Source organism: Pseudomonas sp. GD04019, assembly GCF_029837695.1.
Classification (GTDB): Bacteria; Pseudomonadota; Gammaproteobacteria; order Pseudomonadales; family Pseudomonadaceae; genus Aquipseudomonas.
The window spans coordinates 1-17,977 of the sequence record NZ_JAOEEA010000003.1 but is presented as its reverse complement, the minus strand read 5'-3'; the positions used below and the strand labels follow the sequence as shown (position 1 = coordinate 17,977).

The window sequence follows — 17,977 nt, the reverse complement described above, 5'->3', positions numbered from 1 at the left end:
TGGTTCCGGCGCGTTTGCCCAACATCCGTTTCACCTCCTCATACCACGAGGCAGAGCATGACCCGCGACGAATTCCTGCGTTTGGCCGCCGACGGCTTCAATCGCATTCCGCTTGCATTCGAAACCCTGGCCGACTTCGACACCCCGCTGTCGATCTACCTCAAGCTGGCCGATACCCCCAACTCCTACCTGCTGGAATCCGTGCAGGGCGGCGAGAAGTGGGGCCGCTACTCGATCATTGGCCTGCCGGCGCGCACCGTACTGCGCGTGCATGGTCACCAGGTCAGCGTCAGCGTCGACGGCCAGGTCGTCGAGCAGCTCGATAGCGAAGACCCACTGGCCTTCGTCGAACAGTTCAAGGCGCGCTACAAGGTGCCGACCATCGCCGGTCTGCCGCGCTTCAACGGTGGCCTGGTCGGCTACTTCGGCTACGACAGCGTGCGCTACGTGGAGAAGAAGCTGGCGCAGTGCCCGAACCCCGATCCGCTGGGCACTCCGGACATCCTGCTGATGGTCTCCGACGCCGTGGTGGTGTTCGACAACCTGGCCGGCAAGATGCACGCCATCGTCCTCGCCGACCCGAGCCAGGCCGATGCCTACGAGCAGGGCCAGGCCCAGCTACGCGAGCTGCTGAACAAGCTGCGCCAGCCGATCACTCCGCGTCTGGGCGTGGACCTGAGCAAGCCGGCCGGCAAGGAGCCGGACTTCGTTTCCAGCTTCAAGCGCGACGACTACGAGGCGGCGGTCGGCGCGATCAAGGAATACATCCTGGCCGGCGACTGCATGCAGGTGGTGATCTCCCAGCGCATGTCGATCCCGTTCCAGGCCGCACCGATCGACCTGTACCGTGCGCTGCGCTGCATCAACCCGACCCCCTACATGTACTTCTTCAACTTCGGCGACTTCCACGTGGTGGGCAGCTCGCCGGAGGTGCTGGTGCGCGTGGAGGACAATCTGGTCACCGTACGGCCGATCGCCGGTACCCGCCCGCGCGGCGCCACCGAAGAGGCCGATCTTGAACTGGAGAAGGATCTGCTGTCCGACGCCAAGGAGATCGCCGAGCACCTGATGCTGATCGACCTGGGGCGCAACGACGTCGGCCGCGTTTCCAGCACCGGTTCGGTGAAGGTCACCGAGCAGATGGTGATCGAGCGCTACTCCAACGTGATGCATATCGTCTCCAACGTCACCGGCCAGCTGAAGGACGGCCTGAGCGCGATGGACGCCCTGCGTGCCATCCTGCCGGCCGGCACCCTATCCGGCGCGCCGAAGGTTCGCGCGATGGAAATCATCGACGAGCTGGAGCCGGTCAAGCGTGGGGTCTACGGCGGCGCCGTGGGTTACCTGGCGTGGAACGGCAACATGGACACCGCGATTGCGATCCGCACCGCGGTGATCAAGGACGGTGAGCTGCACGTGCAGGCCGGTGCCGGCATCGTCGCCGACTCGCAGCCGGCCCTGGAGTGGGAAGAAACCCTGAACAAGCGCCGCGCCATGTTCCGCGCGGTCAGCCTCGCCGAACAGTCCGTAGAGTAAGGGGAGCCCAACCATGCTGCTGATGATCGACAACTACGACTCCTTTACCTACAACGTGGTGCAGTACCTGGGCGAGCTGGGTGCCGATGTCCATGTGATCCGCAACGACGAGCTGACGGTCGCCGAGATCGAGGCGCTGAATCCCGAGCGCATCGTGGTCTCGCCCGGCCCGTGCACGCCGACCGAGGCCGGCGTGTCGCTGGAAGTGATCAAGCACTTCGCCGGCAAGCTGCCGATCCTCGGTGTGTGCCTCGGCCACCAGAGCATCGGCCAGGCCTTCGGCGGCGACGTGGTGCGTGCGCGCCAGGTGATGCACGGCAAGACCAGCCCGGTGTTCCACGAGGACAAGGGTGCCTTCGCCGGCCTCAACATGCCGCTTACCGTGACCCGCTACCATTCCCTGGTGGTCAAGCTGGAGACCCTGCCGGAGTGCCTGGAAGTCACCGCCTGGACCCAGCATGCGGACGGCTCGGTGGACGAGATCATGGGCCTGCGCCACAAGACCCTGAACATCGAGGGCGTGCAGTTCCACCCGGAATCCATCCTCACCGAGCAGGGCCACGAACTGTTCGCCAACTTCCTCAAACAACAAGGCGGAGTGCGCTGATGGACATCAAGGAAGCCCTCAACCGGGTGGTCAACCAGCTGGACCTGTCCACCACCGAGATGCAGGACGTGATGCGCCTGATCATGACCGGCCAGTGCACCGACGCGCAGATCGGCGCCTTCCTCATGGGCATGCGCATGAAGAGCGAGACCATCGACGAGATTGTCGGGGCCGCCACCGTCATGCGCGAGCTGGCCTCGCCGGTGAACATCAATGCCGAGCGGCTGGTCGACACCTGTGGCACCGGCGGCGACGGCATGAATGTGTTCAACGTCTCCACCGCCGCCGCCTTCGTGGTCGCCGCGGCCGGTGGGCGCGTGGCCAAGCACGGTAATCGCGCGGTCTCTGGCAAGAGTGGCAGCGCCGATCTGCTGGAGGCGGCCGGCGTCTACCTGAACCTCAAGCCCGAGCAGGTCGCACGTTGCGTCGAGAGCGTGGGGGTCGGTTTTATGTTCGCCCCGGCCCATCATGGCGCCATGAAACATGCCATCGGCCCGCGTCGCGAGCTGGGCCTGCGCACCATCTTCAACATGCTCGGCCCGATGACCAACCCGGCCGGGGTCAAGCACCAGGTGATCGGCGTGTTCAGCCAGGCCCTGTGCCGGCCAATGGCCGAAGTGCTGCAGCGCCTGGGCAGCCAGCATGTGCTGGTGGTACATGCGCAGGACGGCCTGGACGAGATCAGCCTGGCCGCGCCGACCCATGTGGCCGAGCTCAAGGACGGCGCGGTCAGCGAGTACCGCATCCAGCCTGAGGACTTCGGCATCAAGAGCCAGACCCTGATGGGCCTGACCGTGGAAGGTGCTCAGGACTCGCTGACGCTGATCCGCGATGCTCTGGGCAAGCGCAAGACCGAGCATGGCCAGAAGGCCGCCGACATGATCGTGCTGAATGCCGGTGCGGCGCTCTACGCTGCCGATCTGGCGACTAGTCTCAAGGAAGGCGTGCAGCTGGCGCAGGACGCCCTGCACACCGGCCTGGCCTGGGAGAAGCTAGACGAGCTGGTGTCCTTTACCGCGGTATATCGTGTGGAGAACGAAGGGTGAGCATTCCAACCGTGCTGGAGAAGATCCTCGCGCGCAAGACCGAGGAAGTGGCCGAGCGCCGCGCCCGTGTCAGCTTCGCCGAGGTCGAGGCGCAGGCACGCGCCGCCAACCCCGTGCGCGGCTTCGCTCGTGCCCTGCAGGAGCGGGTGGCGCACAAGCAGGCCGCGGTGATCGCCGAGGTGAAGAAGGCCTCGCCGAGCAAGGGCGTGCTGCGCGAGAACTTCGTGCCCGCCGAGATCGCCAGGAGCTACGAGGCCGGCGGCGCGGCCTGTCTGTCGGTGCTCACCGACATCGATTTCTTCCAGGGTGCCGACGAATACCTGCAGCAGGCCCGCGCGGCCTGCTCGCTGCCGGTGATCCGCAAGGACTTCATGATCGATCCGTACCAGATCGTCGAGGCCCGCGCTTTGGGCGCCGACTGTGTGCTGCTGATCGTTTCTGCGCTGGATGACGTGCGCATGGCCGAGCTGGCCGCCACCGCCAAGGACGTCGGCCTCGACGTGCTGGTGGAAGTGCACGACGGCGACGAGCTGGAGCGTGCGCTGAAGACCCTGGACACGCCGCTGGTGGGCATCAACAACCGCAACCTGCACAGCTTCGAAGTCAGCCTGGAGACCACCCTCGACCTGCTGCCGCGCATTCCGCGCGACCGTGTGGTGATCACCGAGAGCGGCATCCTCACCCGCGCCGACGTGGAGCTGATGGAGATCAACGAGGTGTACTCGTTCCTGGTCGGCGAGGCCTTTATGCGCGCCGAGGAACCAGGCACCGAGCTAAAGCGCCTGTTCTTCGCCGGCAGCCGCGTGGTGCCGGGTGTCGATCCGGATTGATCCATAGCGCATGAAAAAGCCCGCCGATTGGCGGGCTTTTTTGTGGCCGGTATCCGTCAGCGCGTGCCGAATACCACCATGGTCTTGCCTTTCACGTGGACCAGGCCCTGTTCCTCCAGGGACTTGAGCACGCGGCCGACCATCTCGCGGGAGCAGCCGACGATGCGGCCGATTTCCTGGCGGGTGATCTTGATCTGCATGCCGTCCGGATGCGTCATGGCGTCCGGTTGCTTGCACAGGTCGAGCAGGGTGCGGGCCACGCGGCCGGTGACGTCGAGGAAGGCCAGGTCACCTACCTTGCGCGTGGTGTTGCGCAGGCGGTCGGCCATCTGGCTGCCCAGGGCGTAGAGAATCTCCGGATCCTGTTGGGTCAGCTCGCGGAACTTGGCGTAGCTCAGCTCCGCCACCTCGCACTCGGTCTTGGCGCGGACCCAGGCGCTGCGTTCCTTCTCGGTGCCTTCCTTCTCGAACAGGCCCATCTCGCCGAAGAAGTCGCCGGGATTGAGGTAGGCGATGATCATCTCGCGGCCGTCGTCGTCCTCGATGAGGATGGTGACCGAGCCTTTGATGATGAAGAACAGGGTCTCGCAACGATCCCCTGCATAGATGATGGTGCTCTTCGCCGTATAACGACGGCGGTGACAGTGCGCGAGCAGCTTGTCGATGTTCTTGATCTTTGGTGTAAGGGTAATAGCTACCATGCCCGAGTCCCGAAATTTGAGTAAGCCTTTGTCCAGCAGGCGAATTTCTTATTAGTTATCCGAACAAGTGTGCCAGTTATCCGTCGCCAGCTTAACAGACACGTGGGGGCCGGCAACGCGAATTTGCGACGCAGTCATCACTGGTAATGGCCCGTTGCCCGTAAATGCGACGGCCGGGTGAAATAAGGCGCTGTGATAAGCTACGCGCCTTTTTCGGGCAGTGGAGTCCAGGCGATGAAAGCGCGCATTCAATGGGCCGGCGAGGCCATGTTCCTCGGCGAATCCGGCAGCGGCCATGTGGTGGTGATGGACGGCCCGCCCGAGGCCGGCGGTCGCAACCTCGGTGTGCGCCCCATGGAAATGGTGCTGATCGGCCTGGGCGGCTGCAGCAACTTCGACGTGGTCAGCATCCTGAAGAAGGCGCGCCAGCCGGTGGAGAGCTGCGAGGCTTTCCTTGAAGCCGAGCGCGCCGACGAAGATCCCAAGGTGTTCACCAAGATCCACCTGCACTTCGTGGTCAAGGGTCGCGGCCTCAAGGAGCCTCAGGTCAAGCGCGCGGTGGAACTGTCGGCGGAGAAGTACTGCTCGGCCTCGATCATGCTCGGTCGCGCCGGTGTGGAAATTACCCACGACTACGAGATAGTCGAACTGGGCGCCTGACGGTCATCCGACCATCATAAAGCGGGCGCAGACTCTGGCCGCCACGGCCTTCGATCTGCATAATGCGCGGCCCTTTTCGGGGCCTGCGCCCCAACCAAAACCAATCGCCATCGCGAAGAGGTGTTAACCGTCCTACGCAGCTGAGCCATTCGCAGCTGACGGGCATGCTCGATCACGCGGCAGAGCCGCACCAACCAAGAGAATCTCCAACGGTGAAAAGCAAACTCAAGCTCCACGGGTTCAACAACCTGACGAAGACCTTGAGCTTCAACATCTATGACATCTGCTACGCGGAAACGCCGGAAGACCAGCAGGCTTACGTCCAGTACATCAACACCGAGTACGACGCCGAGCGGCTGACGCAGATCCTCACCGATGTTGTCGACATCATCGGCGCCAATATCCTGAACATCGCCCGTCAGGACTACGACCCGCAAGGCGCCAGCGTGACCATCCTGATCTCCGAGCAGCCGGTGGAACCCACCGCCAGCCAGATCGAGGAATCCCCGGGGCCGCTGCCGGATACCATCCTGGCGCACCTGGACAAGAGTCACATCACCGTGCACACCTACCCGGAGATCCATCCGGTCGAGGGCATCGCGACCTTCCGTGTGGACATCGACGTGTCGACTTGTGGCGTGATCTCGCCGCTGAAGGCGCTCAACTACCTGATCCACCAGTTCGACTCGGACATCGTCACGGTCGACTATCGCGTGCGTGGTTTCACCCGCGACGTGGAAGGCAAGAAGCACTTCATCGACCACGAGATCAACTCGATCCAGAACTACCTCTCCGACGATACCCAGGACGCGTACCAGATGACGGACGTGAACGTGTATCAGGAGAACCTGTTCCACACCAAGATGCTGCTCAAGAACTTCGAGCTGGACAACTACCTGTTCGGCGACGCCACCCGCAACCTGACCGCCGAGCAGCGCCAGCAGGTGGAAGAGCGGGTGCGTCACGAGATGCTGGAGATCTTCTACGCGCGCAACATGCCGCGCTGATTCTCCTGCAACGAAAAAGGGCGCCGATTGGCGCCCTTTTCATTTCTACTGCTTTATATGCGGTAGGTGCTCTTGGTCATCACTTTAGATAACAGGCTCATGCCGAACTTCACCGGCGCCGGGAAGCGCAGGCCGCCGGCGTCGATGGCGCTGGTGGCGTGCTGTTCCTCGTCATCGCGCATCTGTTCGAGAATGGCGCGGGTCTTGGCATCTTCCGGGGGGATCTGTTCCAGGTGCTCGTCGAGATGCTTGACCACCTGATCCTCGGTGGCGGCGACGAAGCCCAGGCTGACCCGGTCGCTGATCAGCCCGGCTACCGCGCCGACGCCGAAGGACAGGCCATAGAACAGCGGATTGAGCACGCTCGGGTGGCTGCCCAGCTCGCGGATGCGCTGCTCGCACCAGGCCAGGTGGTCGACCTCCTCGTCGGCGGCATGCTCCATGGCCTTGCGTACTTCCGGCAGCTTGGCGGTCAGAGCCTGGCCCTGGTACAGCGCCTGGGCGCAGACCTCGCCGGTGTGGTTGATGCGCATCAGTCCGGCCACATGGCGGGCGTCTGCGTCGCTCAGCTCGGATTCGTTCTGCAGGATGGCCGGCGACGGCCGCGCCGGTGCACCGCTGAACGGCAACAGGGTGCGCATGGCGGCATCGGCCTGTATCAGCAGGCGGTCGACGGGGGAAAACTGGCGTTCGTTGCTCATGGCCATCTCCACGGAAAGCATGCCGGCAGTTTACCCGAAGGTCTGGACAGATTTTTGACCGGCGACAACGGGTCGCTGCCAATCAGCCCGGCGGCCAGTGCATCTGCCGCTGCCCGAGCACGTGCATATGGATGTGGTGCACGGTCTGGCCGCCCAGGTCGTTGCAGTTCATCACCACGCGGAAGCCTTCGCCGCAGCCCTGTTCGGCGGCCAGGCGCTGGGCGGTATAGAGGATATGCCCGGCCAACGCCCGGTCGCCTTCACCGAGATCGTTGAGGGTGGCGATATGGCGCTTGGGGATCACCAGGAAGTGCACCGGCGCCTGCGGGCCTATGTCGTGGAAGGCCAGTACCTGGTCGTCCTCGTAGAGCTTGCGGGCGGGAATGGTGCCGTCGATTATCCTGCAGAACAGGCAGTCCACGCGCTTTCCTCCGGCGGCTTTGGGTATCCTGCGAGTTTAATAGTGTCGGCAGACAGCACAAGGAGTGCGTGTTGAAGAACGATGTCCACGATCTGGGCCTGGTCCTGGAGTCCCGCGTCAAACTGGTGGTGATCGAGTCCTGGGACGAGCCACGGGTGCTGGAAACCCTCACCTCGCTGGCGATCAAGCGCGGTCTCGGCATCTACACCTGGGCGGTGACCGAAGGCCTGCAGCGCCTGGCCTTCGGCGGCGAGCCGGTGGGCGAACTGGACAGCCGCGAGCCGGAGCAGGCGCTGCGCCTGATCAAGGCCGATCCCACGCCCAATATCTATGTGCTGTGCGATCTGCATCCGTTCCTGGTCGACAATCCCAAGCTGGTGCGCCTGCTCAAGGAGATCGCCATGAGCGAGGCGCCGCACAAGCCGACCCTGGTGCTGGTGTCGCACGCGGTCAAGCTGCCGACCGAGGTGCAGCGCTACGCCGCGCGCTTCAGCCTGGCGCTGCCGACTGAGGAAGAGCTGCTGGCGCTGGTGCGCGAAGAAGCCACGCGCTGGAGCGAACGCAACCGCGGCGCGCGCGTACGCACGGACAATCGCACTTTGCAGCAGGTGGTGAAGAACCTGCGCGGCATGAGCCACGCCGAGGCGCGATCATTGGCGCGCAACCTGATCTGCGATGACGGTGCCATCACCCAGGAAGACTTGCCGGAGCTGAACAAGGCCAAGTTCCAGTTGCTCGACCTGGAAGGTGTACTCAGCTTCGAGTACGACACCGCGCGCTTCGCCGAGGTCGGCGGCCTGAACAACCTCAAGTGCTGGCTGGGCGAGCGCCAGGACATTTTCCTTAACGGCAAGGGTGCCGATATCCCACGTGGCATGTTGCTGGTGGGCGTGCAGGGCGGCGGCAAGAGCCTGGCGGCCAAGGCGGTGGCCGGCCTCTGGGGCCTGCCGTTGCTGCGCCTGGACTTCGCCGCCCTGTACAACAAGTTCTTCGGCGAGACCGAGCGCAACCTGCGCGAGGCGCTGAAGATGGCCGAGCAGATGGCGCCCTGCGTGCTGTGGATGGACGAGATCGAAAAGGGCCTGGCCACCGGCAGCAACGACGACGGCGTCAGCCAGCGCGTGCTCGGCACCCTGCTGACCTGGATGGCCGAGCGCAAGGCGCCGGTCTTCATGGTCGCCACTGCCAACGCCATCGACCGCCTGCCACCGGAGCTGGTGCGCAAGGGGCGCTTCGACGAGCTGTTCTTCGTCGACCTGCCGAGCGCCGAGGTGCGTGCGGAGATCTTCGCCATCCATCTGCGCCGCCGCGAGCTGGAGCCGGAGCAGTTCGATCTGCAGGCTCTGGCGCAGGCCAGCGCAGGGTTCGCCGGTGCGGAGATCGAGCAGGTGGTGGTCAGCGCCCTGTATGCCGCCCAGGCGCGCCAGCAGCCGGTGGATCAGGCGCTGTTGCTGAGCAACATCCAGGGGACGGCGCCGCTGTCGGTGGTCATGGCCGAGCGCCTGACGGAGCTGCGGGCCTGGGCCGACGGGCGCACGGTGAGCGCCGACTAAGGTTGCTCGGCGCGAGTGCGTGGCAGGAGCGGGCGCACCATCTTCATCGCTACGTGGCGTACCAGTGCGCGTGGCGTCAGGCGCAGCAGTTGCGGCACCAGGCGATGGCGCCAGCCGGGGATGATGATGGCGCTGTTGCGGTCCAGGCCGCGCAGGGCGACCAGGGCAATCTCCTCGGGGCTGGCCAGTTGCTGCTGTCTTTCCAGTCCGCCGCTGTACAGTTCGGCGCGGCGGAAGAAAGCGGTGGCCACCGGTCCCGGGCAGAGCACCGAGACTTTCACTCCGAACGGCGCCAGCTCGCTGCGTAGCGCCTCGGAGAAATGCAGCACGTAGGCCTTGCTGGCGAAGTAGCTGCTCATCAGCGGGCCCGGCTGGAAGGCGGCCAGGGAGGCCACGTTGAGGATCTGCCCGGCACCGCGCCGCTTCATCTCCAGCCCCAGGGCATGGCACAGGCGGCTCAGTGCCAGGATATTGAGCTCGATCAGCTGCTGCTCGCGTCCCCAGTCCTGCTCGACGAACAGGCCGGCGCTGCCGATGCCGGCGTTGTTCACCAGCAGATCGATCTGCCGCTCGCCCTGTTCCAGCTCCTGGATCAGGCCGGTGAGCTGCAGCGGCTCGGTCAGATCGCAGACGCGGAACAGGGCCTCGACGCCGAAGCGCTGGCTCAGCTCGCAGGCGATGCTCTCCAGCGCATCGCGCTGGCGCGCCACCAGGATCAGGTTACGCCCGCGCCGGGCCAGAGCCTCGGCCAGGGCCAGGCCGAGGCCGCTGGAGGCGCCGGTAATCAGGGCGTAACTGCTCACGGCTTACTCCTCCAGGTCTGGGGCTTGCTGGAATTGCTGGGCTTCCTTGGCGCGCTCGACATAGTCCTGGTAGGCCGGAATCGAGATGGCGGCGAGGATGCCGATAATAGGTACCAGCAGACAGGACCAAGCCAGGGCAATCACGCCGCCACTGTTTGGGGGAGGCGGTGGACCGTAGCGGTTGGCGCCCTGGGTGCCTGGGATGACCAGCATCAGGATGGCAAACACGCTACCGACCAGCGGCACGAAGTTGAGCAGCCAGAGCCAACCGGACCAACCGATATCGTGCAGGCGTTGCACGCCGATCATCACACTGACAACCACTGCACCTATCAATACCGGGATCATCAAGATGCCACCGAGTACCGGCGAAATGGCCATGGCGCCCATGGCGATACCGTAGGCCAGTAGGCCGAGCAGCATCAGCGCCATTGACCAGCCCAGGTAGCGTACTCGGCCGATCCGGCCATCTGTGGTGAATACCTTGAGATCGCCATATTCCTCCAACGCCTCGCCGACCTCTGATCTGGGCGTGCTGTAAGGCGACTGGTCGCCAGCAGCGACGGGCACAGGGGTGCTATCCACCAGTTGCGCCTGCCGGGCCAGATATTTCTCGATGATGATGCCGCAGGCTGTGCACTCGGCCGCCTTCGTCTGTTGATGACCGCATTTGGGGCAGACCATGCTGTTGGCGGGCATCTGTGGCGTAGCGGGAGCAATTGTGGTCGGCTCGCTATCCACCAGGCTAAGGCCGAGGCTTCCGCCCTCTTGCTCCTTGCGCACCAGTGCCCCAGCCCGGCGCAGCGCGGCCAGGTACTTGTCGGCCTCGGCTTCGGCCAGGTCACGCTTGAGCGCTACCGGCGAGCCGCTGAACAGCGCGTCGATCTTGCTCTGATCGCTCTTGAACAGGCGGGCCAGGTTGTCTTTCACCGTGTCGAGCGCCATCTCCGGCATCAGTTGGCCGTCGAAGACGATCTTGTAGCGAGTGTCCGTCATGCGTGCATCCCTGTTACGTCTTTGGAGTTGCCCAGAGCCTAGGGGCTTTGCCGGGCGCGAACAAGCGACCTGCTGCGCAGTTTTCTGCTCAGCGCGGCCAGCGTTGCGTCAGCTGTCCGGCCTGGTTCTGGGCGGCGCGATATTCGGCATCCAGGCGGGCGACCAGCTCGGCCACCGTCGGCAGGTCGTCGATACCGCCGACGCCCTGGCCAGCCGACCATACGGTCTTCCAGGCCTTGGCTTCGTCGCTGATCGGCTTGAGTTTCTCGCCATAGTTGATGTCGCCCTTGTTCTGCAGGCGCTGCAGGTCATAGCCGGCCTTCTCCAGGCTCTGGCGCATGAAGCTGGCCGGCACGCCGGACACTGCCGGGGTATGCACGATGTCGGCGGCGCGGGCGTCGAGGATCATCTGCTTGTAATCGCTGTCGGCATTGCTCTCGCGGGTGGCGATAAAGCGCGTGCCCATATAGGCGAGATCGGCCCCCAGCATCTGGGCAGCGAGAATTTCGTGGCCGTGGTTGAGGCAGCCGGAGAGCAACAGGGTCTTGTCGAAGAACTGACGGATCTCGGCGATCAGGGCAAACGGGCTCCAGGTGCCGGCATGGCCACCGGCGCCGGCGGCCACCGCGATCAAACCATCCACACCGGCCTCGGCGGCTTTCTCCGCGTGGCGGCGGGTGGTCACATCGTGGAACACCAGGCCGCCGTAGCTGTGTACGGCATCGACCACTTCCTTCACCGCGCCGAGGCTGGTGATCACCACCGGCACCTTGTGCTCCACGCAGATGGCCAGGTCGGCCTGCAGGCGCGGGTTGCTGCCGTGCACGATCAGGTTGACCGCGTAGGGTGCGGAGTCCGGCTTCAGCCCCGCCTCGATCTCTTCCAGCCAGGCCTTGAAGCCGGCGCTCTCGCGTTGGTTCAGTGCTGGGAAGCTGCCGACCACGCCACTGTGACAGGTGGCCAGCACCAGTGGCGGGGTGGATACCAGGAACATCGGGGCGGCCACCACCGGCAGGCGCAGGCGTTGATCGAGCAGGGCGGGCAGTGACATGGGCGTTCCTCTTGTTCTCAGAAGGGTTTGACCACCACCAGAATTACGATGGCCAGCAGGAACAGCACCGGCACCTCGTTGAACCAGCGGTAGAACACATGGCCGCGGACGTTCTCGTCGCGGGCGAAGCGTTTGAGTTGCGCACCACAGACGTGGTGATAAGCGACCAACAGTACCACCAGCAGCAGCTTGGCGTGCAGCCAGCCTTGCTGCAGCCAGGCCGGGCTGAGGTAGAGCAGCCAGCCGCCGAAGACCAGGGTGGCGATCATCGAGGGATTCATGATGCCGCGGTACAGCTTGCGCTCCATCACGCAAAAGCGTTCCTGGCTGGGCGCGTCGTCGGCCGAGGCGTGGTAGACGAACAGGCGCGGCAGGTAGAACAGCCCGGCGAACCAGCAGACCAGGGCGATGATGTGCAGGGCCTTGACCCAGAGATAAAGCATTGGCGACTTCCAACGGGACATTTGTCGCCGATAGTAGAGAAAGCCGTGGTGGCACGTCACCCTCGAGGTTGGCCGCCGGGGCCATGGGCTTTATCATCGGCAGCCTTTCTTATCGGTCTCTCTGCGGGGGTTATGCAATGGTCAAGGTCGGAATCGTCGGCGGCACGGGTTACACCGGGGTGGAGCTGCTGCGTCTGCTGGCCCAGCATTCCCAGGCCGAAGTGGCGGTCATCACCTCGCGCTCCGAGGCCGGGGTCAAGGTTGCCGACATGTACCCCAATCTGCGCGGCCACTATGACACTCTGGCCTTCAGCGTGCCGGACGTGGCCACCCTCGGTGCTTGCGATGTGGTGTTCTTCGCCACTCCGCACGGCGTCGCCCATGCCCTGGCTGGCGAGCTGCTGGCCGCCGGCACCAAGGTGATCGACCTGTCCGCCGACTTCCGTCTGCAGGACGCCGAGGAGTGGGCCAAGTGGTACGGCCAGCCGCACGGCGCGCCGGAGCTGCTGCCGGAGGCGGTCTACGGCCTGCCGGAAGTCAATCGCGAGGCGATCAAGGGTGCGCGCCTGATCGCCGTGCCGGGCTGCTACCCGACCGCCACCCAGCTCGGTTTGCTCCCGCTGCTGGAGGCTGGTCTGGCCGATAACAGCCGCCTGATCGCCAACTGTGCCTCCGGCGTCAGCGGCGCCGGTCGTGGCGCCAAGGTCGGTTCGCTGCTGTGCGAGGCCAGCGAGAGCATGATGGCCTACTCGGTCAAGGGCCACCGCCACCTGCCGGAAATCTGCCAGGGCTTGCGCCGCGCCGCCAACGGCCCGGTCGGCCTGACCTTCGTACCGCACCTGGCGCCGATGATCCGCGGTATCCACGCCACTCTGTACGCCACCGTCGCCGATCGCGGCGTGGACCTGCAGGCGCTGTTCGAGCAGCGCTACGCCAACGAACCTTTCGTCGACGTGATGCCCGCCGGCAGCCATCCGGAGACCCGCAGCGTGCGCGGTGCCAACGTTTGCCGTATCGCCGTGCACCGCCCGCAGGGCGGTGAGTTGGTGGTGGTGCTGTCGGCCATCGACAACCTGGTCAAGGGTGCGTCCGGCCAGGCCGTGCAGAACCTGAACATCCTCTTCGGGCTGGACGAGCGCCTGGGCCTGTCCCACGCCGCGTTGCTGCCCTGATCGAGTTGCACCTGCGACGACTTGAATTCGCCGCAGGCGCGCCTATCTAAGAAGCAGGGCCTAGCTCCTGTTATCGCGCAATAATTGACCAATTTGCTCGGGTAAGCGGATAATCGCCGCCCGTGAAGTACGTAACATGGCGCCTGGCGCCGGGAGAACAGCAAGATGAGCGTCGAGACCTTCACTCCAACCCCCCTGATCTTCACCCAGGGCGCGGCGAACAAGGTGAAGAGCCTGGTCGATGAAGAGGGCAATCCTCGCCTGAAACTGCGTGTGTTCGTCACCGGCGGCGGTTGCTCGGGTTTCCAGTACGGCTTCACCTTCGATGAGGATGTGGCCGACGACGACACCATCGTCGAGCGCGAGGGGGTCAGCCTGGTGGTCGATCCGATGAGCTTCCAGTATCTGGCCGGTGCTGAAGTGGACTACCAGGAAGGCCTGGAAGGTTCGCGCTTCGTGATCAACAACCCGAATGCTTCCACCACCTGCGGCTGCGGTTCGTCCTTCTCGATCTAAGTCTTTCACCATGAAAAAAGCCGCGCATTTGCGCGGCTTTTTCGTTTGTGGCCAGGCCTCGTCAGGCCGGGTAGATTGCCCCGAGCACTCGCAGCCCTTTGGCGCCGCTGACGCTGGGGCGGTTGGCCGGGATGCGCTCCAGGCAGCAATGCGCCAGCCAGGCGAAGGCCATGGCCTCGACCCAGTCGGGTGGTACGCCACGCTTGGCAGTGCTGGCTACCTGGCAACTCGGCATCATTTCCTGCAGGCGCTGCATCAATGCGGCGTTGTGCGCGCCGCCGCCGCAGACCAGCAACTCGGCGGTCTCCTGCTGAGCCTGCTGCAGGGAGTCGACGATACTGCGAGCTGTCAGTTCCAGCAGGGTGCGCTGGACGTCGGCGGGCGACACTGCGGGGAGCTCGGCCAGGTGACGTTCCAGCCAGGTCAGATTGAACAGCTCGCGCCCGGTGCTCTTTGGGCCGGTGGCAGCGAAGTAGGGATCGTTCATCAGCGCCTTCAGCAATGCAGCATTCAGCTGTCCGCTGGCTGCCCAGGCACCGTCGCGGTCGAACGCGTCGCCACGCACCTTGCCGATCCAGGCATCCAGCAGCACGTTGCCCGGCCCGCAATCGAAGCCGCGCACGGCCTGGCCCGGCTCGATCAGACTGAGATTGCTGAAACCGCCGACATTGAGCACGGCCTTGGGTTGCTCGTCTCTGTCGAACAGCGCTTCGTGGAAGGCCGGAACCAGTGGCGCTCCTTGGCCGCCAGCAGCGACATCGCGACGGCGGAAGTCGGCAACCACGTCGATGCCGGTCAGCTCCGCCAGCAATGCTGGATTGCCGATCTGCACGGTAAAGCAGCGAGCCGGCTCGTGGCGCACTGTCTGGCCATGGCTGCCGATGGCGCGGATGTCGCTGGCGCTCAGCCCTTCACGTTGCAGCAGTGTATTGATGCCGGCCGCCGCCAGCTCCACCCAGCGTTGCTCTGCAATGGCAGCGCGCGCTAGTTCGTCCTGGCCCGAGGAACACAGTGCCAGCAGCTCGGCGCGCAAGGCGTCGGGCATGGGGATGTAGTGGTGAGCGAGGAGAGTGGGGCGGGTATCTTGCTGGATCAGGGCGATGTCCAGTCCGTCGAGGCTGGTGCCGGACATCACCCCTAGGTAGTGCGGCATATTAGGGCTGCTTGTTGGCGGCCAGCATGGTGGCCTTTTCCTGGTCCATGCGTGCCATCAGCGGCTTGCTCAGTTGCAGGAAACGCTGCTTCTCGTTGCGAGCGATGGGGTCGGCCATCGGCAGTTTCTGGCTGAGCGGGTCGACATGGCGGCCGTTGACCTGGAACTCGTAGTGCAGGTGCGGGCCGGTCGAGAGGCCGGTGGTGCCGATGTAGCCAATGATCTGACCCTGCTTGACGGTGCCGCCGGTGCGCACGCCCTTGGCGAAGCCTTGCATGTGGCCGTACAGGGTGCGGTAGCTGTTGCCATGCTGGATGACCACGGCATTGCCGTAGCCGCCCTTGCGGCCGGCCAGCAACACGCGGCCATCACCGGCGGCTTTGATCGGCGTGCCGCGCGGGGCAGCGTAGTCGACGCCCTTGTGGGCGCGGATCTTGTTCAGGATCGGGTGGCGGCGGCCCATGGAGAACTTCGAGCTGATGCGGGCGAAGTCCACCGGGGTGCGGATGAACGCCTTGCGCATGCTCATGCCGTCGGCGTTGTAGTAGCTGGTCACGCCCTGTTTGCTGGTGTAGCGCACGGCGGTGTAGGTCTTGCCGCGGTTGGTGAAGCGCGCGGAGAGGATGTTGCCGTTGCCGACCTGCTTGTTGTTGACCACGTGCTCTTCGTAGATCAGCTCGAATTCGTCGCCTTCGCGGATGTCCTGGGCGAAGTCGATGTCGTAGCCGAATACGTTGGCCAGATCCATGGTCAGGCTGTGCGACAGGCCGGCACGCTTGGCGGAGAGGAACAGCGAGCTATTGATCACGCCGTGGGCGTAGGAGGTGCGCACGTCCGGCTTGACCAGCTCGCGCTTGAAGGAGAAGCCTTTGTCGCTGCGCGTCAGGGAAATGCTCTCCAGATCGTTCAGCTTGCTGCCCATGCGTTCCAGCTTGCCTTCAGGCGTCAGCTTGAAGTCCAGGACCTGGCCTACGTGCAGGCGGCTGAAGCGCTTGGCATCCTTGTTGCTGCCCATGGCTTCGTGCAGGGCAGTGGCGTCCAGGCCGACGCGAGAAAATACGGTCGACAACGTATCGCCGTTGGCGACGGTGACGCTCTTCTGCAGCGGGTCGGTGGGTTGAGTGAGCTGTGCTTCTTCGTTCTTCTTATTCGCGTCTGCTTGGGCGCTCTTGTTATCGTCGAAAGGTGATTCCCCGGCGGCTTGATCGGGTCGGAGATCATCCTTCTCTTGCACGATCTGCTCGGAGCCGTTGTCCAGCTCCAGGCTCAGATAGGTCTTCTTGGCTTCGACTTCGCGCGACGGGAACACCAGCAAGGCCAGGCTCAGCAGCGCCGCAATACCGCTGGCTGCCAGCAAGTGGCTCCGCGGATAGGACGTGGCTTTGGGTACAGAATGCGTCATGGCTCAGGGTGTTTCTTGGAAGAGTGCATTAACTGTCTAAAATATAATCAAATTTCACTATAGGCAACCCTGCAGGCCATGCATCGGCCCAGCGGCACACCCCTGGCGTAGAGCTTGTAATTGGTCAGTGATCTTGTATGGTTGGTTCCCTTTTTGGTTGCGGGTAGCACGGGTCCTGTCATGAAGTCGGTTGAAGAGCAGCTGGCGCTGATCAAGCGCGGTGCAGAAGAGGTTCTGGTCGAGTCCGAACTGGTGGAGAAGCTCAAGCGCGGCGAGCCGCTGCGGATCAAGGCCGGTTTCGACCCGACCGCGCCCGATCTTCATCTAGGACACACCGTGCTTATTAATAAGCTGCGCCAGTTTCAGGAGCTGGGGCATCAGGTGGTCTTCCTTATAGGTGACTTCACCGGAATGATCGGCGACCCCAGTGGCAAGAGCGCGACTCGCCCGCCGCTGACCCGTGAGCAGGTGCTGGATAACGCCGAGACCTATAAGAGCCAGGTGTTCAAGATCCTCGATCCGGCCAAGACCGAGGTGGCGTTTAATTCCACCTGGATGGACCAGCTCACACCGGCCGACTTCATTCGCCTGGCTTCGCAGTACACTGTGGCGCGCATGCTTGAGCGTGATGACTTCCAGAAGCGCTACGAAGGCAATCAGCCGATCGCCATCCACGAATTCCTCTATCCGCTGGTGCAGGGCTACGACTCTGTGGCGCTGCGTGCGGACGTCGAGCTCGGTGGCACCGATCAGAAGTTCAATCTGCTGATGGGGCGCGAGCTGCAACGCTCCTATGGTCAGCCCTCGCAGTGCATCGTCACCATGCCGCTGCTCGAGGGACTGGATGGCGTGAAGAAGATGTCCAAGTCGCTGGGCAACTATATAGGTATCCAGGAAGCGCCCGGCGTCATGTACAGCAAGCTGGTGTCCATGCCGGATTCTCTGATGTGGCGTTACTTCGAGCTGCTCAGCTTCCGTTCCATGGAAGAGATCGCGCAGTTCAAGGTCGACGTGGCCAATGGCGCCAATCCCCGCGACATCAAGATCAAGCTGGCCGAGGAGATCGTCGCTCGCTTCCATGGTGAAGAGGCGGCCGCCAGTGCGCACCGTTCTGCGGGCAATCGCCTCAAGGAGGGCGAGCTGCCGGATGACCTGCCGGAAGTCGAGCTGCTCTCTATAGAGGATATGCCGATTTCCTCCGTCCTTAATAAGGCAGGTCTGGTGAAGAACGCTGCCGCTGCACGCGACCTTCTGAGTGCAGGTAGCGTGAAGGTAGATGGCGAGGCGGTCGATCGCAGCTTCATGTTCAAGCTGGGCTCCAGCCATGTATGCCAGGCCGGCAAGAAGGCCTTTGCGCGTATCTCTCTGAAGGCAGAGTG

General features: G+C 64.0%; 19 protein-coding genes. 10 read left to right on the top strand and 9 right to left on the bottom strand.

The features are described from left to right. Positions 1-57: 57 nt before the first annotated feature. The 4 genes from trpE to trpC are packed head-to-tail and all read left to right on the top strand — an operon-like array spanning position 58 to position 4,019. Positions 58-1,536: an anthranilate synthase component I gene (gene trpE / locus N7607_RS05205; RefSeq protein WP_279869087.1), complete on the top strand. Its 1,479-nt coding sequence runs from the start codon at positions 58-60 to the stop codon at positions 1,534-1,536. A gap of 13 nt (positions 1,537-1,549) precedes the next feature. Next, complete coding sequence (locus tag N7607_RS05200; protein ID WP_279869086.1) at positions 1,550-2,143, top strand: aminodeoxychorismate/anthranilate synthase component II; 594 nt, start codon at positions 1,550-1,552, stop codon at positions 2,141-2,143. Continuing rightward, on the top strand, positions 2,143-3,189 hold the full coding sequence (gene trpD, locus N7607_RS05195; protein ID WP_279869085.1) for an anthranilate phosphoribosyltransferase: 1,047 nt from the start codon (positions 2,143-2,145) through the stop codon (positions 3,187-3,189). The genes N7607_RS05200 and trpD overlap by 1 nt, the downstream gene beginning before the upstream one ends. Further along, positions 3,186-4,019: an indole-3-glycerol phosphate synthase TrpC gene (gene trpC / locus N7607_RS05190; protein WP_279869084.1), complete on the top strand. Its 834-nt coding sequence runs from the start codon at positions 3,186-3,188 to the stop codon at positions 4,017-4,019. Before trpD ends, trpC begins: the two co-directional genes overlap by 4 nt. A 56-nt stretch (positions 4,020-4,075) precedes the next feature. Here the strand turns inward: trpC and crp are convergent, their stop codons facing one another. After that, the gene (crp, locus tag N7607_RS05185; protein WP_137974837.1) at positions 4,076-4,720 is read right to left on the bottom strand and encodes a cAMP-activated global transcriptional regulator CRP; all 645 of its coding nucleotides are present in this window, start codon (positions 4,718-4,720) and stop codon (positions 4,076-4,078) included. Positions 4,721-4,954: 234 nt separating this feature from the next. Between crp and N7607_RS05180 the strand changes: the two genes are divergently transcribed. Then, a complete protein-coding gene (locus N7607_RS05180; RefSeq protein ID WP_279869082.1) occupies positions 4,955-5,380 on the top strand; it encodes an OsmC family protein in 426 nt (141 codons plus the stop codon). A 212-nt stretch (positions 5,381-5,592) separates the two neighbouring features. Then, positions 5,593-6,387 carry an adenosylmethionine decarboxylase gene (speD, locus tag N7607_RS05175; RefSeq protein ID WP_279869081.1) on the top strand — a complete coding sequence of 265 codons (795 nt, stop codon included), beginning with the start codon at positions 5,593-5,595 and terminating at the stop codon, positions 6,385-6,387. Positions 6,388-6,440: 53 nt separating this feature from the next. Here the strand turns inward: speD and coq7 are convergent, their stop codons facing one another. Both coq7 and N7607_RS05165 read right to left on the bottom strand, forming a co-directional pair. Then, positions 6,441-7,088, bottom strand: coding sequence for a 2-polyprenyl-3-methyl-6-methoxy-1,4-benzoquinone monooxygenase (coq7, locus tag N7607_RS05170; protein ID WP_279869080.1), 648 nt, complete (start codon positions 7,086-7,088; stop codon positions 6,441-6,443). An 82-nt stretch (positions 7,089-7,170) separates the two neighbouring features. Further along, on the bottom strand, positions 7,171-7,509 hold the full coding sequence (locus N7607_RS05165) for a histidine triad nucleotide-binding protein (RefSeq protein WP_279869079.1): 339 nt from the start codon (positions 7,507-7,509) through the stop codon (positions 7,171-7,173). A gap of 71 nt (positions 7,510-7,580) precedes the next feature. Here N7607_RS05165 and N7607_RS05160 point away from each other — a divergent pair, with 71 nt between their 5' ends. Further along, positions 7,581-9,062, top strand: coding sequence for an AAA family ATPase (locus N7607_RS05160; RefSeq protein WP_279869078.1), 1,482 nt, complete (start codon positions 7,581-7,583; stop codon positions 9,060-9,062). Here N7607_RS05160 and N7607_RS05155 read toward each other — a convergent pair. The 4 genes from N7607_RS05155 to hemJ all read right to left on the bottom strand — a co-directional run bounded on the left by N7607_RS05155 (position 9,059) and on the right by hemJ (position 12,355). Beyond that, positions 9,059-9,865, bottom strand: coding sequence for an SDR family oxidoreductase (locus N7607_RS05155; RefSeq protein WP_279869076.1), 807 nt, complete (start codon positions 9,863-9,865; stop codon positions 9,059-9,061). The two genes, N7607_RS05160 and N7607_RS05155, sit on opposite strands and share 4 nt — an antisense overlap. Positions 9,866-9,868: 3 nt before the next feature. Beyond that, on the bottom strand, positions 9,869-10,861 hold the full coding sequence (locus tag N7607_RS05150; RefSeq protein ID WP_279869075.1) for a DUF805 domain-containing protein: 993 nt from the start codon (positions 10,859-10,861) through the stop codon (positions 9,869-9,871). 88 nt (positions 10,862-10,949) lie between these two features. Further along, positions 10,950-11,912, bottom strand: coding sequence for a nitronate monooxygenase family protein (locus tag N7607_RS05145; protein WP_279869073.1), 963 nt, complete (start codon positions 11,910-11,912; stop codon positions 10,950-10,952). Positions 11,913-11,929: 17 nt separating this feature from the next. Continuing rightward, the gene (hemJ, locus tag N7607_RS05140) at positions 11,930-12,355 is read right to left on the bottom strand and encodes a protoporphyrinogen oxidase HemJ (protein ID WP_279869072.1); all 426 of its coding nucleotides are present in this window, start codon (positions 12,353-12,355) and stop codon (positions 11,930-11,932) included. A 137-nt stretch (positions 12,356-12,492) separates the two neighbouring features. Here hemJ and argC point away from each other — a divergent pair, with 137 nt between their 5' ends. Together argC and erpA are read left to right on the top strand one after the other, a co-directional pair. Then, positions 12,493-13,527, top strand: a complete 1,035-nt coding sequence (gene argC / locus N7607_RS05135) for an N-acetyl-gamma-glutamyl-phosphate reductase (protein WP_279869070.1) — start codon at positions 12,493-12,495, stop codon at positions 13,525-13,527. Between the two features lie 165 nt (positions 13,528-13,692). Further along, positions 13,693-14,043 (top strand): iron-sulfur cluster insertion protein ErpA, encoded by a 351-nt coding sequence (gene erpA / locus N7607_RS05130; protein WP_043308183.1) that lies wholly within the window; start codon positions 13,693-13,695, stop codon positions 14,041-14,043. A 61-nt stretch (positions 14,044-14,104) separates the two neighbouring features. On the opposite strand, the gene N7607_RS05125 is transcribed toward erpA, so the two are convergent. Further along, on the bottom strand, positions 14,105-15,196 hold the full coding sequence (locus N7607_RS05125) for an anhydro-N-acetylmuramic acid kinase (protein ID WP_279869069.1): 1,092 nt from the start codon (positions 15,194-15,196) through the stop codon (positions 14,105-14,107). 1 nt (position 15,197) lies between these two features. Further along, on the bottom strand, positions 15,198-16,598 hold the full coding sequence (locus N7607_RS05120) for a peptidoglycan DD-metalloendopeptidase family protein (RefSeq protein ID WP_279869067.1): 1,401 nt from the start codon (positions 16,596-16,598) through the stop codon (positions 15,198-15,200). Between the two features lie 180 nt (positions 16,599-16,778). On the opposite strand from N7607_RS05120, the gene tyrS reads away from it, so the two are divergent. Further along, positions 16,779-17,977, top strand: a 1,199-nt coding sequence (tyrS, locus tag N7607_RS05115; RefSeq protein WP_279869065.1) for a tyrosine--tRNA ligase, incomplete at its 3' end; no start/stop codon positions are given.

What these genes read in the sequence shown, in the direction of transcription:
- trpE (WP_279869087.1), top strand. Translation starts at nt 58, where the DNA reads ATGACCCGCGACGAATTCCTGCGTTTGGCCGCCGACGGCTTCAATCGC.
- N7607_RS05200 (WP_279869086.1), top strand. Translation starts at nt 1,550, where the DNA reads ATGCTGCTGATGATCGACAACTACGACTCCTTTACCTACAACGTGGTG.
- trpD (WP_279869085.1), top strand. Translation starts at nt 2,143, where the DNA reads ATGGACATCAAGGAAGCCCTCAACCGGGTGGTCAACCAGCTGGACCTG.
- crp (WP_137974837.1), bottom strand. Translation starts at nt 4,720, where the DNA reads ATGGTAGCTATTACCCTTACACCAAAGATCAAGAACATCGACAAGCTG.
- N7607_RS05180 (WP_279869082.1), top strand. Translation starts at nt 4,955, where the DNA reads ATGAAAGCGCGCATTCAATGGGCCGGCGAGGCCATGTTCCTCGGCGAA.
- coq7 (WP_279869080.1), bottom strand. Translation starts at nt 7,088, where the DNA reads ATGAGCAACGAACGCCAGTTTTCCCCCGTCGACCGCCTGCTGATACAG.
- N7607_RS05150 (WP_279869075.1), bottom strand. Translation starts at nt 10,861, where the DNA reads ATGACGGACACTCGCTACAAGATCGTCTTCGACGGCCAACTGATGCCG.
- N7607_RS05145 (WP_279869073.1), bottom strand. Translation starts at nt 11,912, where the DNA reads ATGTCACTGCCCGCCCTGCTCGATCAACGCCTGCGCCTGCCGGTGGTG.
- hemJ (WP_279869072.1), bottom strand. Translation starts at nt 12,355, where the DNA reads ATGCTTTATCTCTGGGTCAAGGCCCTGCACATCATCGCCCTGGTCTGC.
- argC (WP_279869070.1), top strand. Translation starts at nt 12,493, where the DNA reads ATGGTCAAGGTCGGAATCGTCGGCGGCACGGGTTACACCGGGGTGGAG.
- erpA (WP_043308183.1), top strand. Translation starts at nt 13,693, where the DNA reads ATGAGCGTCGAGACCTTCACTCCAACCCCCCTGATCTTCACCCAGGGC.
- N7607_RS05125 (WP_279869069.1), bottom strand. Translation starts at nt 15,196, where the DNA reads ATGCCGCACTACCTAGGGGTGATGTCCGGCACCAGCCTCGACGGACTG.
- N7607_RS05120 (WP_279869067.1), bottom strand. Translation starts at nt 16,598, where the DNA reads ATGACGCATTCTGTACCCAAAGCCACGTCCTATCCGCGGAGCCACTTG.